19 protein-coding genes and 1 tRNA gene are annotated in these 17,998 nt (G+C 36.6%); 18 read left to right on the top strand and 2 right to left on the bottom strand.

The genetic code is table 11. The features are described from left to right. Window positions 1-87 precede the first annotated feature (87 nt). The 6 genes from GM661_RS11335 to GM661_RS11310 all read left to right on the top strand — a co-directional run bounded on the left by GM661_RS11335 (window position 88) and on the right by GM661_RS11310 (window position 5,246). Window positions 88-1,386 carry a phenylacetate--CoA ligase family protein gene (locus GM661_RS11335; protein ID WP_230866942.1) on the top strand — a complete coding sequence of 433 codons (1,299 nt, stop codon included), beginning with the start codon at window positions 88-90 and terminating at the stop codon, window positions 1,384-1,386. Between the two features lie 38 nt (window positions 1,387-1,424). Further along, window positions 1,425-3,167, top strand: a complete 1,743-nt coding sequence (gene iorA, locus GM661_RS11330) for an indolepyruvate ferredoxin oxidoreductase subunit alpha (protein ID WP_230866941.1) — start codon at window positions 1,425-1,427, stop codon at window positions 3,165-3,167. Beyond that, complete coding sequence (locus tag GM661_RS11325; protein WP_230866940.1) at window positions 3,160-3,732, top strand: indolepyruvate oxidoreductase subunit beta; 573 nt, start codon at window positions 3,160-3,162, stop codon at window positions 3,730-3,732. The genes iorA and GM661_RS11325 overlap by 8 nt, the downstream gene beginning before the upstream one ends. Window positions 3,733-3,756: 24 nt before the next feature. Continuing rightward, complete coding sequence (locus GM661_RS11320; protein ID WP_125990725.1) at window positions 3,757-4,185, top strand: ACT domain-containing protein; 429 nt, start codon at window positions 3,757-3,759, stop codon at window positions 4,183-4,185. Between the two features lie 151 nt (window positions 4,186-4,336). Next, the gene (locus GM661_RS11315) at window positions 4,337-4,663 is read left to right on the top strand and encodes a cupin domain-containing protein (RefSeq protein ID WP_230866939.1); all 327 of its coding nucleotides are present in this window, start codon (window positions 4,337-4,339) and stop codon (window positions 4,661-4,663) included. Between the two features lie 232 nt (window positions 4,664-4,895). Further along, window positions 4,896-5,246: a DUF2512 family protein gene (locus GM661_RS11310; protein ID WP_230866938.1), complete on the top strand. Its 351-nt coding sequence runs from the start codon at window positions 4,896-4,898 to the stop codon at window positions 5,244-5,246. Between the two features lie 598 nt (window positions 5,247-5,844). On the opposite strand, the gene GM661_RS11305 is transcribed toward GM661_RS11310, so the two are convergent. After that, the gene (locus GM661_RS11305) at window positions 5,845-6,075 is read right to left on the bottom strand and encodes a hypothetical protein (RefSeq protein ID WP_230866937.1); all 231 of its coding nucleotides are present in this window, start codon (window positions 6,073-6,075) and stop codon (window positions 5,845-5,847) included. A 591-nt stretch (window positions 6,076-6,666) separates the two neighbouring features. Beyond that, window positions 6,667-6,753: transfer RNA gene (locus GM661_RS11300), tRNA-Leu, on the bottom strand. Between the two features lie 226 nt (window positions 6,754-6,979). On the opposite strand from GM661_RS11300, the gene GM661_RS11295 reads away from it, so the two are divergent. From GM661_RS11295 to argR, 12 genes are all read left to right on the top strand, one after another. Beyond that, entirely contained in the window at window positions 6,980-7,189 is a 210-nt protein-coding gene (locus tag GM661_RS11295) for a hypothetical protein (protein ID WP_230866936.1), read from the top strand. A 114-nt stretch (window positions 7,190-7,303) separates the two neighbouring features. Further along, window positions 7,304-8,137 carry a sulfide/dihydroorotate dehydrogenase-like FAD/NAD-binding protein gene (locus GM661_RS11290; RefSeq protein WP_230866935.1) on the top strand — a complete coding sequence of 278 codons (834 nt, stop codon included), beginning with the start codon at window positions 7,304-7,306 and terminating at the stop codon, window positions 8,135-8,137. Then, entirely contained in the window at window positions 8,137-9,543 is a 1,407-nt protein-coding gene (gene gltA, locus GM661_RS11285; RefSeq protein ID WP_230866934.1) for an NADPH-dependent glutamate synthase, read from the top strand. Before GM661_RS11290 ends, gltA begins: the two co-directional genes overlap by 1 nt. Then, complete coding sequence (folD, locus tag GM661_RS11280; protein ID WP_230866933.1) at window positions 9,540-10,394, top strand: bifunctional methylenetetrahydrofolate dehydrogenase/methenyltetrahydrofolate cyclohydrolase FolD; 855 nt, start codon at window positions 9,540-9,542, stop codon at window positions 10,392-10,394. The genes gltA and folD overlap by 4 nt, the downstream gene beginning before the upstream one ends. 8 nt (window positions 10,395-10,402) lie before the next feature. Further along, complete coding sequence (gene xseA / locus GM661_RS11275) at window positions 10,403-11,620, top strand: exodeoxyribonuclease VII large subunit (protein WP_230866932.1); 1,218 nt, start codon at window positions 10,403-10,405, stop codon at window positions 11,618-11,620. A 7-nt stretch (window positions 11,621-11,627) separates the two neighbouring features. Next, the gene (gene xseB, locus GM661_RS11270) at window positions 11,628-11,855 is read left to right on the top strand and encodes an exodeoxyribonuclease VII small subunit (RefSeq protein WP_407929665.1); all 228 of its coding nucleotides are present in this window, start codon (window positions 11,628-11,630) and stop codon (window positions 11,853-11,855) included. Beyond that, window positions 11,852-12,736 (top strand): polyprenyl synthetase family protein, encoded by an 885-nt coding sequence (locus tag GM661_RS11265; protein ID WP_230866930.1) that lies wholly within the window; start codon window positions 11,852-11,854, stop codon window positions 12,734-12,736. The genes xseB and GM661_RS11265 overlap by 4 nt, the downstream gene beginning before the upstream one ends. A 644-nt stretch (window positions 12,737-13,380) precedes the next feature. Further along, window positions 13,381-13,941, top strand: coding sequence for a hypothetical protein (locus tag GM661_RS11260; RefSeq protein ID WP_230866929.1), 561 nt, complete (start codon window positions 13,381-13,383; stop codon window positions 13,939-13,941). Then, a complete protein-coding gene (gene dxs / locus GM661_RS11255; protein WP_230866928.1) occupies window positions 13,942-15,852 on the top strand; it encodes a 1-deoxy-D-xylulose-5-phosphate synthase in 1,911 nt (636 codons plus the stop codon). After that, window positions 15,831-16,652, top strand: coding sequence for a TlyA family RNA methyltransferase (locus GM661_RS11250; RefSeq protein ID WP_230866927.1), 822 nt, complete (start codon window positions 15,831-15,833; stop codon window positions 16,650-16,652). The genes dxs and GM661_RS11250 overlap by 22 nt, the downstream gene beginning before the upstream one ends. A 25-nt stretch (window positions 16,653-16,677) precedes the next feature. Further along, window positions 16,678-17,511: an NAD(+)/NADH kinase gene (locus GM661_RS11245; RefSeq protein WP_230866926.1), complete on the top strand. Its 834-nt coding sequence runs from the start codon at window positions 16,678-16,680 to the stop codon at window positions 17,509-17,511. A gap of 12 nt (window positions 17,512-17,523) precedes the next feature. Continuing rightward, window positions 17,524-17,976, top strand: a complete 453-nt coding sequence (gene argR, locus GM661_RS11240; protein ID WP_125990710.1) for an arginine repressor — start codon at window positions 17,524-17,526, stop codon at window positions 17,974-17,976. Window positions 17,977-17,998: the final 22 nt, after the last annotated feature.

Genomic DNA, 17,998 nt, shown 5'->3' with positions numbered 1-17,998 from the left:
AGGATTAATGCTGTTTTAGTTTTATTGACAGGTATTAACTCTTTAAAATATAACTTAAAGGGTAATATTGAGGAGGATAATGTTTATATGATCTGGAATAAAGATATAGAATGTATAGGTAGAAATGAAATGGCTGAATTGCAGTTAAAAAATCTAAAAAAAGCTGTTAAGAGGGCATATAATAATGTGCCTTTTTATAGAAAGAAGTTTGACAAAGTTGGTTTGAAGCCAGCAGATATAAAATTACTGAAGGATATAGAAAAAATTCCATTTACTACCAAGGATGACTTGAGAGACAATTATCCTTATGGCCTATTTGCTGTTCCTATTAAAGAGATTATTCGCTTACATGCTTCTTCTGGTACAACCGGAAAACCCATTGTAGTAGGATATACTCGTCAAGATATGGAAAACTGGTCTGAATGTGTGGCAAGGATAATAAAGGCAGCTGGTGGATGTAAGGATGATATTGCCCAGGTTGTTTTCGGTTATGGTATGTTTACTGGCGGTTTTGGACTTCATTATGGTTTGGAAAAAGTTGGTATTACTGTTGTTCCTGCTTCAAGTGGTAATTCTAAAAGGCAGTTAATGTTAATGGAGGATTTTGGTTCTACTATAATTGTCGGTACTCCATCATATGCAGTATATCTGGCCGAACTTGCAGAAGAAATGGGTTTGAATAGTAATAAACATAAATTAAGGTTAGGTCTTTTTGGTGGTGAAGGACATACTGATGAACTCCGAGAAGAAATTGAGAAAAGGTGGGGTATCCAGGCAACTGAAAATTATGGCTTAAGTGAGATAGTTGGTCCTGGGGTTGCAGGTGAATGCTTATGCCATACTGGGATGCATATTAATGAAGACCACTTTTATCCAGAGATTATAGATCCTGAAACTGGCAAAACAAAGGGCTATGGTGAAAGGGGTGAACTGGTTTTGACTACCCTTACTAAAGAGGGGATTCCCATGTTGAGATACAGAACTAAAGATATAACAATCCTTGACCCTGAGCCTTGTCAGTGTGGAAGGACAAATGTAAGGATGAAAAAAATTCTAGGTAGAACTGATGATATGTTAATTATTAGGGGAGTAAATGTTTTTCCTTCACAGATCGAAAGTGTGTTGGTAGGGATGGAGCATATTGGTCCCCATTACCAGATACTTGTCCGAAAAAAGGGTTATATGGATGATATAGAGGTTCAGGTTGAGTTGGTTGATGGTAAGATGTTGGAGAAATTTAGTGAATTAGAAAAACTTGAAAAAGGTATTAAAGCAGAGTTGAGGACTACACTCCAGATAGAAGCTAAAGTAAGGCTTGTTGAGCCTAAGTCATTGGAAAGGTCCTTAGGTAAGGCTAAGCGGGTAATTGATCTAAGGGATAAATAAATAAATGATAGATAAATATACTAGAGGGGGTAATAGTAGTGAAGAGACTAATGCTTGGTAATGAGGCTGTTGCCAGGGGTGCTTATGAGGCTGGTGTCAGGGTAGCCTCATCTTATCCAGGGACACCGAGTACTGAAATTACGGAAAGTATAGCAGAATATGATGAAATATATGCTGAATGGGCTCCCAATGAAAAGGTATCATTAGAGGTAGTCTGTGGGTCTGCAATAGCAGGTGCTAGATCAATTTGTGCAATGAAACATGTTGGTTTAAATGTGGCAGCTGATCCATTATTTACAGCTTCTTATACAGGGGTAAATGGAGGACTGGTAATTGTTGTTGCGGATGACCCGGGTATGCATAGTTCTCAGAATGAACAGGACAGTCGTAATTATGCCCGAGCTGCCAAGATGCCGATGTTTGAGCCGGCTGATAGTCAGGAGAGTAAGGACTTTGTTAAAGAAGCCTTTGCAGTTAGTGAGGAGTTTGATACACCTGTTTTAGTTCGTTTATCAACTAGAATCTCTCATTCCAGGGGTATTGTGGAATTAAAAGATAGAGAAGAAGTAGATTTGAAGGATTATAAAAAGGATTTTCAAAAATATGTTATGATGCCTGCCATGGGTAGGAAAAGGCATCTTGTATTAGAAAAAAGAATGGATTCTTTAAAAGATTTTGCTGATAAGACAACTTTGAACAGGATTGAATGGGGCAGCAAGAGAATTGGTGTTATAAGTAGTGGGATTGCTTATCAGTATGCTAGAGAGGCCTTTAGTGATGCTTCATATTTAAAACTGGGTATGGTCTATCCACTACCAGATAAATTGATAAGTGAATTTGCTGATAAGGTAGATAAGTTATATGTTGTTGAGGAATTAGAGCCATTTTTTGAAAAACATATTAAAACAATGGGCATAAAAGTAATCGGCAAAGAAAAGCTGCCTATTACTGGTGAGCTCAGTGCTGAAATTATTAAAGATAAAATGTTAAATGAAAATAATACAAATAAACCCTTTAAAAATGAACTTCCACTTAGACCACCTGTAATGTGTCCCGGTTGTCCTCATCGAGGGACATATTATGTCCTCGGTAAACTTGGTTTGACTGTTACTGGAGATATTGGTTGTTATACCCTGGGGGCGTTACCACCTGCGCAGTCCATGGATACCTGTATCTGTATGGGAGCCAGTATTGGTATGGCTCATGGTATGGAAAAAGCCAGGGGAAAAGACTTTGCTCGGAAAACAGTTGCTGTTCTTGGGGATTCAACCTTTATGCATTCAGGTGTAACTGGTTTAATTGATATTGTATATAATCAGGGTAATTCTACAGTAATTATCCTGGATAACTCTATAACCGGAATGACAGGTCATCAGGATAACCCACTTACTGGTTATACAATAAAGGGTGAAGTAACTAAACAGGTAGACCTTGTAAAATTAGCTGAGGCTGTTGGAATAGAAAGGGTTAGAATTGCCGATCCCTTTAATCTGAAGGAATTTGAGGCTGTTGTTCGGGAAGAGGTTCAGGCAGCTGAACCGTCGGTAGTTATAGCTCAGCGCCCCTGTGCTTTATTAAAAGATGTAAATTATGAAGGTGTGCTGGAAATCAATACAGATAAGTGTGTTGATTGTAAACTCTGTATGTCATTAGGTTGTCCGGCTATTGTGGATAAGGGTGATCATATGGAAGTAAATGAGGCATTATGTGTAGCTTGTATGTTATGTACAGAGGTTTGTCCGGCTAATGCTTTTGAAAAGGCTGGTGATAGTAATGAATAAGCTCAATATTATGATTGTTGGTGTTGGTGGCCAGGGGACTTTATTAGCCAGTAAAGTTATTGGTAATGTTGCGTTAAATAAATCATATGATGTAAAAATGTCTGAGGTTCATGGTATGGCCCAGCGGGGCGGGAGTGTAGTTACCTATGTTAAACTGGCTGAAAAGGTATATTCTCCTATTGTTGAAAAGGGAGAAGCAGATATAATTCTTGCCTTTGAACAGCTGGAGGCTCTTCGTTGGATAGAGTATTTAAAACCAGCTGGAAGATTATTAATTAATAATCAACAAATTGACCCTATGCCTGTAATAATAGAAAATGCAAAATACCCTGATAATATAATAGAAAAATTAAGAGATAAATACCCAAACATAAGGGTAATAGATGCTTTTAAGATTGCTAAAGAATCTGGAAATATTAAAACGGTTAATACAGTGATGATAGGGTTAATGGCCAGGTCACTAGATTTTGAGAAGGAAGATTGGTTTATATCTATCAAAGAAATGGTTCCTGAGAAGTTTATTGAGGTGAATATAAAGGCCTTTGAGGCTGGATATAACTATTAGGGGTATATTAAAGGGGGTATAGGGGTGTTAATAAAACAGATTTCAGTTTTTGTTGAAAATAAATCAGGACGTCTGGCTGAGATTACCAAGATTTTAGCTGAGAACAATATTGATATCAGTGCAGTATCTATTTCTGACACTACAGATTTTGGTATTTTAAGAATGATAGTGAATAAACCAGAAGAGGCAGAAGAGGTTTTACAGAAAGCTGGTTTAACAGTTAGCTGTACAGCTGTGATTGCAATATCTGTAAAAAATAAACCTGGTGGACTAGCAGAGGCATTAGACCTTCTGGCTGATAAAGGAATAGGTATAGAGTACATGTATGCTATCGGTAAAAAGACGGAAGAGGCCTTGATAATTTTGCGTGTTGAAGATGCTGATAAAGCTGTGAATTTACTTTTGAGCTATAATATCAAAGTGTTGCCCTCTGATTCTGTTTATAGTCTATAAGTTGTGAAAACTAGATATTCAGGGTAATATCTATACTTATTGCTCTTAATGGCGGCTGTCTTGCCAGGTTAAATAGTATAAATTAGATTTGTAGATGGTCTATAGTTATACATATATTGATTCTTTTGATATTTAAAAAAGGGGAGATTTAATGATTACTATCAATAAAGAAATCGAACTTAATCAATTGGAAGAAAAAGTTGCCAGAAAAATTCTTGTTAATGGTGAATCATTGATGATGGTTGAGGTATATTTTAAAAAAGGTGGTATAGGTCAGGTACATAGTCATGAAGAACATGAGCAAGTGAGTTATGTAGTCGGTGGTAGTTTTGAGATAAGCTGTGATGATGAAAAGAAGGTTTTAAAGAGTGGAGATAGTTTTTATGCTGATAAAAACGTTGAACATGGTGTTAAAGCTCTGGAAGATGGAGTAATATTGGACATTTTCACACCAATCAGAGAAGATTTTGTGGAATAAACAGGTACTTAGTTAATTAATGAATAAACAAATAGTAAATCTACTTTGTAATAATAACAGGAAAACTTATGGTATTATTTTGTCACAAAAATAAAAACCCCTTTATATTTATATAAAAGGGGTTTTTTGTTGTTGGAGCAGAAATAATTATAAGAACTCTATGTATAAAAGTTACAAATTTAGTTATATTATATAATATAAATTCAAGAGAATAATTACTGGAGGGATAATAATGAGAACAGGTATGACCCTATTGATAAAATTTATTTTAACGTTTGTATCAGCTTTTATTGCTTTCGATTTATTATTAAATAATGATATCTCCTGGATCTTATTACTGAGTTTGGTGGCTATGTTAATTAATTATCTAATAGGGGATTTAATGGTATTACCGGCAAAGGGTAATATGATAGCTTCTATTGGTGATGGTCTTCTTGCTGCAATAACAGCTTATATTTTTGATCTTTTAATTCCTGCCTTTACTACAAGCTGGTCAACATTATTGTGGTTTGCTATATTAATTGGGATAGCAGAGTATTTCTTTCATTTATACTTAAAAAAGGATGAAAAAGTAGCCCCTTAGAGAACTGATTGAATCCTCCCGCTCAAAATGAAAACTAAAAGCAACAGGCGTAACAGAAAACCCTTATTCTAGTCTTGAAAACCAGCTCTAATATAATAGCATATTGGCCATAAGTATCAGCCCCTTTAATTTATTTTAACACATGCTATATGGTTAATTCAATTATATTTTATAATTCTAATTGACTACTTATGATTTGAACTTAGTATTTTCAATAATTCTTTCATTTCTGGTGTTTAATTGGTTATATGGATAAACATTTTACATATGAAAAAGATGTAGATGAGGGATTATATGATGATTTTAAGAACGACTATGATGGTTTTTATTTACCCTGAATTACCGTTATGTATTTTATCTAGTTAAATATAGATAAATCTTGTTAATAAAACCCTTGATAAATAGATTATCAGGTATATTTTTGTAAACAATAATTTCCAACTGTTAAACTTATTTTATCCTTTTAAATCGTCGTAGCTGTCACTTTTTTTAAGGAGATTTATGATAATTGTATAATCAACTTTAGGTTTAAGCTCTTAAAACAGGAAATGATATATTGCTAAAAAACCCACAGGTTCAGTTTCCCGTGGGTTTTTATTTATTTTGCTTTTTTCTTTAAGCTACTTATATCAAGCCTGTTCTGTGCAATAAAATCTAATGCAAGTTCTGTTTTATTGTTAAGACTTTTTATATCGTCTTTGATTTGACTAATGTCATTTTCAATATTAGAAAGTCTTTGGTCAACATCAATCTTAAAATTACCGAAACCTTCCAGAAATATATCTATCTTTCCTTCTAAATTGTCAATCTTTTTTTCTAATTCATTCATACTATCAACTCCTTATTATATTGTTCTTGATTATTTGAGCAATTCCTTCTTGGGGAGTATATAATTTCAATTTATATATTATTTTTTTATTATATCATGTCCGAGTTTTTCTGTGCTATTTTTGGGGTTATGACATTGATGTTAAAAGTGATAAGTATAAACTACCTATTTCAGTTGCGGCAAGGGCTAAAATAAGGGAAGGCACATTTTTAAGGTTAAGAGCTGATTATATTCTTATTGGTAAATATTCTGGAGATAGTGATTTAGGATTTGAACCTAGTGATGATTTTGATGGTTATGGTTTTGATATTAGTTTTAAACAAAAAATTAATGAAAAGGTTAGTTTTGTAATTGGTTATATGGATAAACATTTTACATATGAAAAAGATGAAGATGAGGGAGTTGCTGAAGATAGGGATAATGATTATGATGGTTTTTATTTAGGATGTGATGTGGTATTTTAAAAATTAAATCCACCCTTAACGGGGGTTATTTTTTATTTGGTTTTTCTGAACACTTTCCGGACACTTTTACCAACATGAAATTTGACCGCCAAGCATAAAGAAACGGGCTTAACGCCCGTTGTTTCAATGGTGCTGAAGGTGGGAGTCGAACCCACATGAACCGAAGTCCACATGACCCTGAATCATGCGCGTCTGCCAGTTCCGCCACTTCAGCATATATTTTGCTGTTTATCTTGACACTTTATATAGTATAATACTTCATAGCTTATATGTCAATACTTCAAATGAAGTTATTTTGAAAAAAGATAAATTTTAAGTTTTTGTATATTTAGAAAATTTAATATTATCGGTTAAATTTCTTATTAAATATTTCTATAAAACCTTTATTTTTTATAAAAGTGGATATAATATAGATAATCCAGAAAAAAGGGGGTTAAATAGTGGAAAACAGGCATTTTCCACAGCGAGTTCGTACTATTAAGTATGGAGGAATAAAGTATATTAATAATGTTTCGACTGAAGAGATTAATGACTTTGTAGAAGGTTTGCCTGAAGACAAGAAGAGCAGTATGGCAGAGGTTACACAGCTGCTAAAAGAGCAGGGACTGATCAGCCTTATACCTGATGATGAGCCAAGTCCCCCATGTTAATTTAACAGGAATATAAAAAGTTTTTGCAGGATTTTAAGTCAAGTTAAAGAATAATTATAAAAAAGGAATTAAAAAATAAAGTAGAGGTAGTAAAAGGGAAATTGGAGGGGTTTTATGTTCAAAATTTTAGAAAAAGAAGTATTAGCTAAGGGAATAAAAAGGATAAATGTAAAGGCTCCTATGATTGCTAATAAAACAAAAGCAGGGAATTTTATTATTCTAAGGATTGATGAGAAGGGTGAAAGGATTCCTTTAACGGTTGCTGACTATGACAGAGAGACCGGTATAATCTCCATTATATTTCAGGAGGTTGGTTATACAACCAAACAGTTAGGTAGCCTGGAGGTTGGTGAGCATATTAAAGATATTGTGGGTCCTTTAGGTAAACATATTGAACTTGAGGGTTATAAAAAAGTTGTTTGTCTTGGAGGTGGTTCTGGAACGGCTTTGCTTTATCCCAAGGTCAAGGCTTTTTACAATAAGGGGTCAGAGGTAATTGCTATTACCGGTGCCCGGACAAAGGATTTGATTATTTTAGAGGATGAGCTGGCTGAGATAAGTAATAAATTATATATTGCTACTGATGATGGTAGTTATGGCCATCATGGTTTTGTAACAGACATTCTTAAAGATCTATTGGAAGAAGATCAGGAGATTGACCTGGTTGTTGCTATTGGTCCTGTTCCCATGATGAAAGCGGTAGCTGATATGACAGCAGCATATGGTGTAGAGACAATAGTGAGTCTTAATTCATTGATGGTTGATGGAACTGGGATGTGTGGTGGATGTCGGGTCACTGTTGGTGGTGAAACAAAGTTTACCTGTGTAGATGGACCTGCCTTTGACGGACACCAGGTAGATTTTAATGAATTAATAAATAGGCTTAGTTTTTATAAAGATGAAGAAGAAGTGCATCAATGTAGACTGGATGAAGAGGTGAATAAATAATGGCCTTACAGAAAAAGAAGACAGAAATGCGCAATCAGGATCCAACTGAACGAATAAACAATTTTAAAGAAGTACCTTATGGTTATAATAAAGAAGAGGCCATCAATGAAGCTGAAAGGTGTTTACAGTGTCCTAAGTCGCCTTGTGTAAATGGTTGTCCTGTTAATGTTCCTATTCCAGATTTTATTAAGGCATTAAAAAAAGGAAAGATCGAAGAAGCCAATGATATAATAAAAAGCAAAAACAATTTACCTGCAATCTGTGGTAGGGTCTGTCCACAGGAAAGTCAGTGTGAAAAAGTCTGTGTTATGGGAGCCAAGAATGAACCAGTGGCTATAGGCCGTCTGGAGAGGTTTGTTGCAGATTCTATGTTAGACAAGGTGAACACCTCTGCTGATGCTGTAGCAGATAAAGTTAGTAAGGAAAAGGTTGCAGTAATAGGAGCAGGACCAGCTGGTTTAACTGCTGCTGCTGATCTGGCTAAAGAGGGTTATCAGGTGACTATCTTTGAAGCCTTACATGATACTGGTGGGGTTCTCCGTTATGGTATACCTGAGTTTCGTCTGCCTAAAAAGATACTTGATAAAGAGGTTGAGAGTGTAAGAGCCCTTGGTGTAGATATAAGGGTTAATGTTATAGTAGGTAAGAGTGTTACAATTGATGAGCTCTTTGCCGAAGATTATCAGGCTATCTTTATTGGTACAGGTGCTGGGCTACCGCGTTTTATGAATATTCCAGGTGAAAATCTTAATGGTGTTTATTCTGCTAATGAGTTTTTAACCAGGGTAAATCTTATGAAGGCCTATAAATATCCTGATTATAGAACCCCTGTTAAGATTGGTAATAGGGTAGCTGTTATTGGGGCTGGTAATGTAGCTATGGATTCAGCAAGGACTGCCAGGAGGCTGGGGGCTGATGAGGTGGTTATAGTTTATAGACGGTCTGAAGAAGAGATGCCTGCTCGGGATGAAGAGATAGAGCACGCCAGGGAAGAAGGCGTAATCTTTAAATTATTAAATAATCCAGTTAAAATTGATGGTCAGGAGGGTCGTGTTTTCAGTATGGAATGTATTAAGATGGAGTTGGGTGATGAGGATGATTCAGGTAGAAGGAGGCCTGTTCCCATTGAGGGGTCAAACTGGACAATGGAAGTTGATACAGTAATTGTAGCTATTGGTCAGACACCAAATCCATTACTGACGAGTAATACTGAAAACCTGAAGACTGAGTCCTGGGGAGGAATTATGGTAGATGATAGGCTGGCAACCAGTCGTGAAGGGGTTTTTGCAGGTGGTGACATAGTAACAGGTGCTGCGACTGTCATCCAGGCAATGGGGGCCGGAAAAAAAGCAGCCCGGAGTATTATTGATTACCTGACAAGTAAGGAATGGAGTGGTAAAAATTGAGTAATTTGATAGATGGTAAAGCGATTGCTGAAGAAATAAGGAATGAATATAAAGAAAGGGTTAAGGAATTTGCCGGAGAGGGTAGAAAGCCTGGTTTAACAGTTGTTTTGGTAGGTGATGACCCGGCTTCACAAACATATGTTAAATTTAAAGAAAGGGCTGCTACTGAACTTGGGATTTCTTCAGAAATAGTCAGGCTCAGCCAAAATATAAATCAGCAGGAATTATTGGAACTTATTGATAGATTAAATCTTGATGATGGGGTTGATGGTATTTTGGTACAACTTCCTCTACCAGAACATATAAATGAAAAGGTAATTATAGAAGCGATTGCTCCTACAAAAGATGTAGATGGTTTTCATCCCATAAATACCGGTAGATTGTTTAGTGGTCAGCAGAATAGGACAAGGTTTGATGCCTGTACACCAATGGGAGTTATCGAGCTCCTGGATAGAAAAGGGATTACGATTGAGGGTAAAAAAGCCGTTGTAGTTGGCAGAAGTATTATTGTGGGTAAACCGGTGGCTCATCTCCTTTTAGAGAGAAACGCTACTGTTACTATCTGTCATTCCAGGACTGCCAATTTAGCTGCTGAAACCAGACAGGCCGATATTTTAATTGCTGCTGTTGGTCGTCCTAATTTAATAACAGCTGATATGGTTAAAGAGGGTGTTGTTGTTATTGATGTAGGGACTAATCGTGTTAACGGCAAACTGACTGGAGATGTTGCTTTTGATGAAGTTAAGGAAAAGGCAGCCTATATTACACCTGTCCCTGGTGGTGTTGGGCCGATGACAATAGCAATGTTAATGAAAAATACTATTAAAGCTAGAGAATATCATGGGGTCTAATAGTTATTATGGATAGAAAAATTTATAGTGTTTCCAGGATAACAGATTATATTAAGGATTTATTTGCCGGAGACAACTTGCTCAATGATATATGGGTAGTTGGAGAGATTTCTAACTTTCACCACCACAGTTCCGGGCATATGTATTTTACCTTAAAGGATAGTAATACTTGTTTAAATTCTTTAATGTTCAAGGGTTATAATAGGTATTTAAAATATAAACTGGAAGATGGTATGAAGGTAAATGCCCATGGGTATATTGATTTATACAAACCACGGGGGAGTTACCAGTTTTATATTGATAAGATTGAACCAGCTGGTAAAGGGGCCCTTTATCTGGCTTTTGAACAATTAAAAGAGAAACTGGAAAAAGAAGGTCTTTTTGCTAGTGAATCTAAGAAAAAAATACCGATGCTTCCTAAAAAAATAGGTATTGTAACTTCACCTACAGGTGCAGCAATCAGGGATATTTTATCAGTGGTAAAAAGACGTTTTGCTGGTGTATCTGTTTTGATAGTACCATCAAGGGTGCAGGGTGATATGGCCAAAGATGAATTAATTAGTGGTATTGATTATTTAAATAAACGTAGTGATATAGACTTGATTATAATTAGCCGCGGTGGTGGGTCGATTGAAGACCTCTGGCCCTTTAATGAGGAGATAGTGGCCAGAGCTATTTATCACTCGAAAAAACCGATTATCAGTGGTGTTGGTCATGAAACTGATTTTACGATAAGTGATTTTGTGGCGGATCTGCGGGCACCGACACCATCTGCTGCTGCCGAATTGGCTATTTCTTCCAGAGAAGAGATAGAGAAGAATATAACTGGTCTATTTAGTAGGTTGAAAAACGCAGTAAATTATAAGATGGAGAGATACAGAGAAAATCTTATTACCCTGAAAAATAACAGGGTCTTTTCCCTACCTGAAGAGTTATATGCTGCCCAGATACAGGAAAGGGATGAACTGGTAAAGAGGTTTGAATGGGCCATGGAAAAGAGTATTGGGAGTTATAAGGAGAGATTTACTTTAGTAAATAGTAAACTGAATAGTCTTAGCCCACTTAAAACGTTGGAACGTGGTTATTCTATAGTAAGTTCCAGAGGCAAATTAATCAGGGATGTTTCTGGTATTAAAAAGGGTGACTATCTGGATATAAGACTTAGTAATGGAACTATAAAGAGTATTGTAGAGGAAACAGAGAAAGAAGGTGAATTTAGTGTCTGAGAATGAAATGAAATTCGAGAAAGCACTGGAAAAATTAGAAGATATTGTAGAAAAACTAGAATCAGGTGGTCTTTCTCTGGATGAGTCCTTGGAAAAATTCACCGAAGGTGTCAAGCTGATTAAATTCTGTAACCAGGAGTTAGCTGCTGCTGAAGAAAAGATAGAGATTGTCTTAAAAGAAGCAGATGACTTAAATAATATAGTTCCCTATAAGAATGAGGAGGAAATAAATTGACTGATATTACACAGTTATTAAAGGATTATGCTGCTGATTCAGATAGAGTACTTAATGAACTAATGGATTTAGAAGAGAATATAATAGCACCAAAACTCCTCACTGCTATGAGATATACCCTGTTTTCCGGTGGTAAAAGGCTAAGACCTATCCTGACAAGGATGACAGCTGAATTACTGGCAGGTGATGTAGTTTCTGCCCTTAAAGTTGGGGCAGCTCTGGAGATGATACATACATACTCACTTATCCATGATGACCTTCCCAGTATGGATAATGATGATTTCCGCCGCGGTAAGGCTACAAATCACAGGGTTTACGGAGAAGGTATTGCAATTCTAGCAGGTGATGGTTTGCTAACCTATGCCTTTAATATTTTAGCTAATCTTTCCTTACCAGCCGAGAGGATTGTTAGGATAATTCAATTAATAAGTGATGGGGCAGGGATAAATGGAATGGTAGCTGGTCAGGTCCTAGATCTGGAAGCTGAAGACAGGAAAATAGGTCTTAAGGAACTTAAGGAAATACACCGGGCTAAAACAGGGGCTTTATTTAGAACAGCGATACTGGCTGGTGCTTTTTGTGCTGACCCAGAAGATAAGGAAATAGATGCTCTGAGAAAATACGCCAATTATCTTGGCTTAACCTTTCAGATAGTTGATGATATACTTGATGTTATTGGTGATGAAGATAAACTTGGGAAAAAAACTGGTAGTGATGAAGAGCTTAATAAAGCTACTTATCCAAAATTAATTGGTCTTGATCAGGCGCGAGCTGAGGCTGAGAATACAGCAACTTTAGCCCGGGAAGCACTGAATATGTTTGGCGAAAAGGCAGATAATCTACTACAGTTGATAGACTATATTCTAATCAGACAGTCTTGATTGAAAGTTGGATATAATATGTGTTATAATATCTTTTACGGATGGTGCAGTATCCTAGTCAATACTCTATTTCTGAAGGCGGGCCTAAAAATCCGTCAAGGGCATATCGATGAAGTTCCTGGTGCTGGCTGCTGACGCCCAGTCGGGGGCTGGTGCTGGGAGTTAAGGGCTTGGGGCGATCCACAATGGCATGTGGGCGTTGACCCCTTTCCCGTGGAGGCCAAAATGCTTGTGGGAACAGTGTTTTGGTGAACCTGTATCTGTTGCAAGATGGATGCAGTGTAGCCTGCTTTGAAGTGGTGCAGGGGACAGTAGTAATGTATTTATATCAAGGAACCAGGTACAAATACCTCCTTCTACTGGAAACCTGAACTGCAAAAGAAGCTAGGAAATGGGTATGTATTGTCAAGGAAAACTTCTAGGCTGCTGAACAATTTGTTCAGGTATAATAGGGATTAAAGTGTGGTCTTAGTGGTAGTCCAGTCCTGTATAGGGTGACCTTACAGTTGGAATAATAAAGGGAAACCGCCTAACTGGTGACAGTAGGTTATTCTAGGGGAAAACCAACTGGACCTATGCCGCAGTGTTTACCTGTTATATTACCATCCAGTCTAAGATAATTAATCTTGAAGGGTGAAAAAGATTTGGATATTGAGAATATAAAAGGAAGTCTATTAATTGCTATTCTTACATTTTTGATTGCTATTCTGGTTACACTAGGTTCACAGTTACAGATAGAACATGTATCTTTGATTCCTGCAATAATAATATTATTAATAATAATTTTTATAGGGATTATAAGTGATATGATTGGTGTTGCTGCTACAGCTGCCAACATAAAAACCTTTAATGCCCGTGCTGCTAAACGTTTATTTGGGGCTAAAGAGGCTTTGTTTCTGGTTAAACACGCTGACAGGGTAGCAAGTCTCATGTGTGATATTGTCGGTGATATCTGTGGGACTGTTAGTGGTGCTACCGGGGCAATTATTGTTCTTAGAATAATTGCTGTCTGGGGTGGTTCCGAGGGTTTTATTAATCTTATTGTCATAGGATTGGTAGCTGCTTTAACAGTTGGTGGTAAGTCATTTTTTAAGACTTATGGAATTAAAAGCGCAGATGAAATTATTTTTTTTGTAGGAAAAATTATTGCTGGCTTTATTTTAATCAGGCTAGTAATCGCTGCTAAATTAAGAGGTGACAAATAAATGAGACGGATATTGGATGATGTTTATTCACCAGATGATATTAAGGTTTTATCCTATGAGGAAATGGATAGACTTGCCTTTGAAATAAGGGATTTTATTATTAAAACGGTTGCTGATACTGGGGGACATTTAGCTTCTAATCTAGGTGTTGTTGAGCTTACCCTGGCCCTTCATTATCATTTGAATAGTCCTCAGGATAAAATAATTTGGGATGTTGGTCATCAGTCCTATATTCATAAAATAATAACCGGTAGGAAAAATGAGTTTAAAACAATTAGACAGTATGAGGGTTTGAGTGGATATCCCAAACGAAGTGAGAGTGTTCACGATATTATTGAGACTGGTCATAGTAGTACTTCAATAGGATCAGCTCTTGGTCTTGCTCTGGCCAGGGACCATGAGCAGAGAAAAGACAGGGTATATGCTGTTATTGGTGATGGTTCTTTAACTGCTGGTATGGCCTTTGAGGCCTTGAATCATGCTGGTCATCTGGGCAGGGATATGACTGTAATTCTAAATGATAACAATATGTCTATTTCGCCAAATGTAGGGGCCTTATCACATTATCTTTCTAATATCAGAATAGATCCACGTCTTCATAAATTAAAGGAAGATATAGAATTTATAATAAGCAGAATACCTAGGATAGGTTCAGTTATGTCCAGGACTATTGAAAGGGTAAAGGACGGACTTAAATATACAGTATTAACCGGGATATTATTTGAGGAAATGGGATTTACCTATATTGGACCACTTAATGGACATAATATAGAAGAATTGCTTAATAACTTTAAAAAGGCTGATATGATTAAAGGTCCGGTTTTGATACATGTTAACACAATTAAGGGAAAGGGTTATCAACCTGCTGAAAACCAACCCAGTAAATATCATGGGGTAAGTCCATTTAAAATAGGTAATGGAGAAAGAAAGAAGGAAAGGGCACTGCCTTCCTATAGTGAGGTTTTCGGCCGGGCTATGATTAAGATAGGCCAGCTTGATAATGATTTGATCGGGATTACTGCAGCAATGCCAGAGGGAACAGGTTTGAATATTTTTAAAGAAAAATTTTCAGACCGTTTTTATGATGTTGGAATTGCTGAACAACATGCTGTAACACTGGCAACTGGACTGGCCAGGGGAGGCAAAAAACCTGTCGTAGCCATTTATTCCTCTTTTTTACAGAGGGCATATGACCAGATTATCCATGATACATGTATTCAGAACTTACCAGTTGTATTTGCCATTGACAGGAGTGGTATTGTAGGGAATGATGGTGAAACACATCAGGGTACCTTTGATATTTCTTTTTTAAGACCGATACCGAATCTTACCCTTATGGCACCAAAGGATGAAAATGAATTACAGCATATGTTATATACTGCTGTTAACTTAGATAGTCCGGCAGCAATCAGATACCCCCGTGGAGACATCTATGGTGTAAAAATTGATCAAGACCTAAATAAGCTTGAGGTCGGTAAGGCTGAGGTGGTTAAGGAAGGTAAAGATATTTTGATAATAGCAATTGGTTCCCGTGTTTACCCTTCTTTAGAGGCTGCTCGCCAACTTGCTGAACAGGGAATAGAGGCTGAAGTTATTAATGCCAGGTTTATTAAACCCCTTGATAAGGATTTGTTAGTTGCTAAGATTAAGAAATTTAAAAAGGTAGTAACAGTAGAAGAACAGGTTTTAAATGGAGGATTTGGTACAGCAGTGCTGGAATTAATTAATAAAGAACAACTGGAGGGTATTTCCTTAAAGAGACTTGGTCTGCCAGACAGTTTTATACCACATGGTTCTCAGGAGATGATGAGATCACTTTACGGAATTGATACCTCAGGTATTGTAGATACAGTACTTGAGTTTTCTGCTACAGATATGGGGGTTGCTGTATGGCCAAGAAAGAACGCCTAGATATTTTGCTAACTGAACGGGGACTGGTTTCCAGCAGGAGCCAGGCTAAAAGGTCTATTATGGCTGGTAAGGTATTAGTTGATGGTGAGGTAGTAGATAAAGCAGGTACCAGAATAAAATTGACAGCTAAAATCGAACTTAAAGGTAAGGAATCCCCTTATGTAAGCCGTGGAGGTCTAAAACTGGAGAAAGCCCTTCGTGTATTTGCAATAGATACCCTGGGGAAAGAAGCCATTGATATTGGTGCATCAACAGGTGGTTTTACAGATTGTCTCTTACAAAATGGTGTTAAACAGGTTTATGCAATAGATGTTGGTTATGGTCAGCTTGCCTGGGAATTACGACAGGATGACCGGGTTGAAGTTATTGAACGGACAAACTTCAGGTATCTTACCCCTGATCAGTTAAAAATTAAGGTTCCTCTGATAGTGACAGATGTTTCTTTTATCTCTTTACGCCTTATCATTCCACCGGCTGTACAGTTTTTACAAGAAGAGGGAGATATTGTTGCTTTGGTAAAACCACAGTTTGAAGCTGGACCAGATAGGGTTGGTAAGAATGGTGTGGTAAGAGATAGTAAGCTACATAGAGAGGTAATTAATGAACTCAGTTCCTTTTTTCAGGGAGAGGGTCTGGCTCTAATGAATTTGAATTATTCGCCAATAACTGGTGCTAGCAGTAAAAACATAGAATTTTTGATACATTTGAAAAAAACAAGGGAAGAAATAGATCCAATCTTGTGGCAGCGTAAGATAGAAAAAATAGTAGAGACAGCACACAGCCAGTTTGAGAGGGGTTGATTTTATTCAAATTTTTGGCCTATATATGAACACATTAAAAGAAGAGGCATATCCAGTAGTTAATAATGTAATTACTTTTTTAGAAAAAAATGAGGCTGATTATTTAATTGAAGAGAATGCTGCTTTATTACTGGGAAGAGAGGACAAACGGGCAGATTATAAGCTTTTGAAAGAAAAGGTAGACCTTGTAATTGTCTTTGGTGGTGATGGGACCTTTCTTCATGCCTCACATCATTTTTTTAATACTGATATTCCTTTACTGGGGATAAATATTGGACATTTAGGCTTTTTAACAGAGATAGAAACAGATGAGTTGACAGTAGCTTTGAGCAATCTATTAAAAGGGAATTATAAAATAGAAAAAAGAATGATGTTAAATGTTAGTGTTTTTCGTAGTGCTAAAGAAATATTTAATAGTACTGCTCTTAATGATCTTGTTATCCACCGTGGTGGAAAATTAAAAATGATTTCCCTTGAATTATATATTAATAATGAGATAGTCCATTCTTATAGGGCAGATGGTTTAATAATAACGACTCCCACTGGTTCAACTGCCTATTCATTATCTGCTGGAGGGCCAATAGTTAACCCTCAGGTCAGGGCTATAATTCTAACACCTATCTGTCCACATACACTTTTTATGAGACCTATGGTAATATCTGATCAGGAGAGTTTAAAGGTTAAGGTTGAAGGTGATGAAAGCATGAGATTAACTGCTGATGGTAGAGCTAATTGTTTATTAGAGGCCGAAGATGAAATCTGTCTGTCTGCCTCAGAAAAAGAGTTATCAATTATAAGAATGCCTGAAAAAACCTTTTATACAATTCTTCATAAAAAAATGAAGCTAGGTCTGGTATAAAGGAGGTATTAGATGAAGAGTAAGCGCCATTTAAGGATATTAAATCTTATAAAAACTTATGATATAAGCACCCAGGAGGAATTAGTTGCCAGACTGGAGCAGGAAGGAATAGATGTTACTCAGGCTACTATATCACGTGATATAAAAAAATTGGGCCTGATCAAGGTTCCGGATGGTTATGGTGGTTATAAATATTCACTGGCCAATGAGCGTAAACAGACAGACATCTATGACTGGTTAAAAAGAATGTTTCAGGATTTTGTAGTTGATATGGATTATAGTGAGAATCTTATTGTCCTTAAAACACTACCTGGAACTGCAATGGGTTTAGCTTCAGCTATTGATAACATAGACTGGGAAGATGTTATTGGTACAGTTGCTGGTGATGATACATTATTGTTAATTATTAAACCGAAGGAGAGAACCAGGGGATTATTTGAAAAATTACAGAATTTTTTAGCCTGATTTCTTTAGAGAAGGGAGAGTG

Source organism: Iocasia fonsfrigidae (assembly GCF_017751145.1).
Classification (GTDB): domain Bacteria; phylum Bacillota; class Halanaerobiia; order Halanaerobiales; family DTU029; genus Iocasia; species Iocasia fonsfrigidae.
Note: the sequence above shows the minus strand (reverse complement) of the source record. Positions and strands in the feature narration are given on the sequence as shown.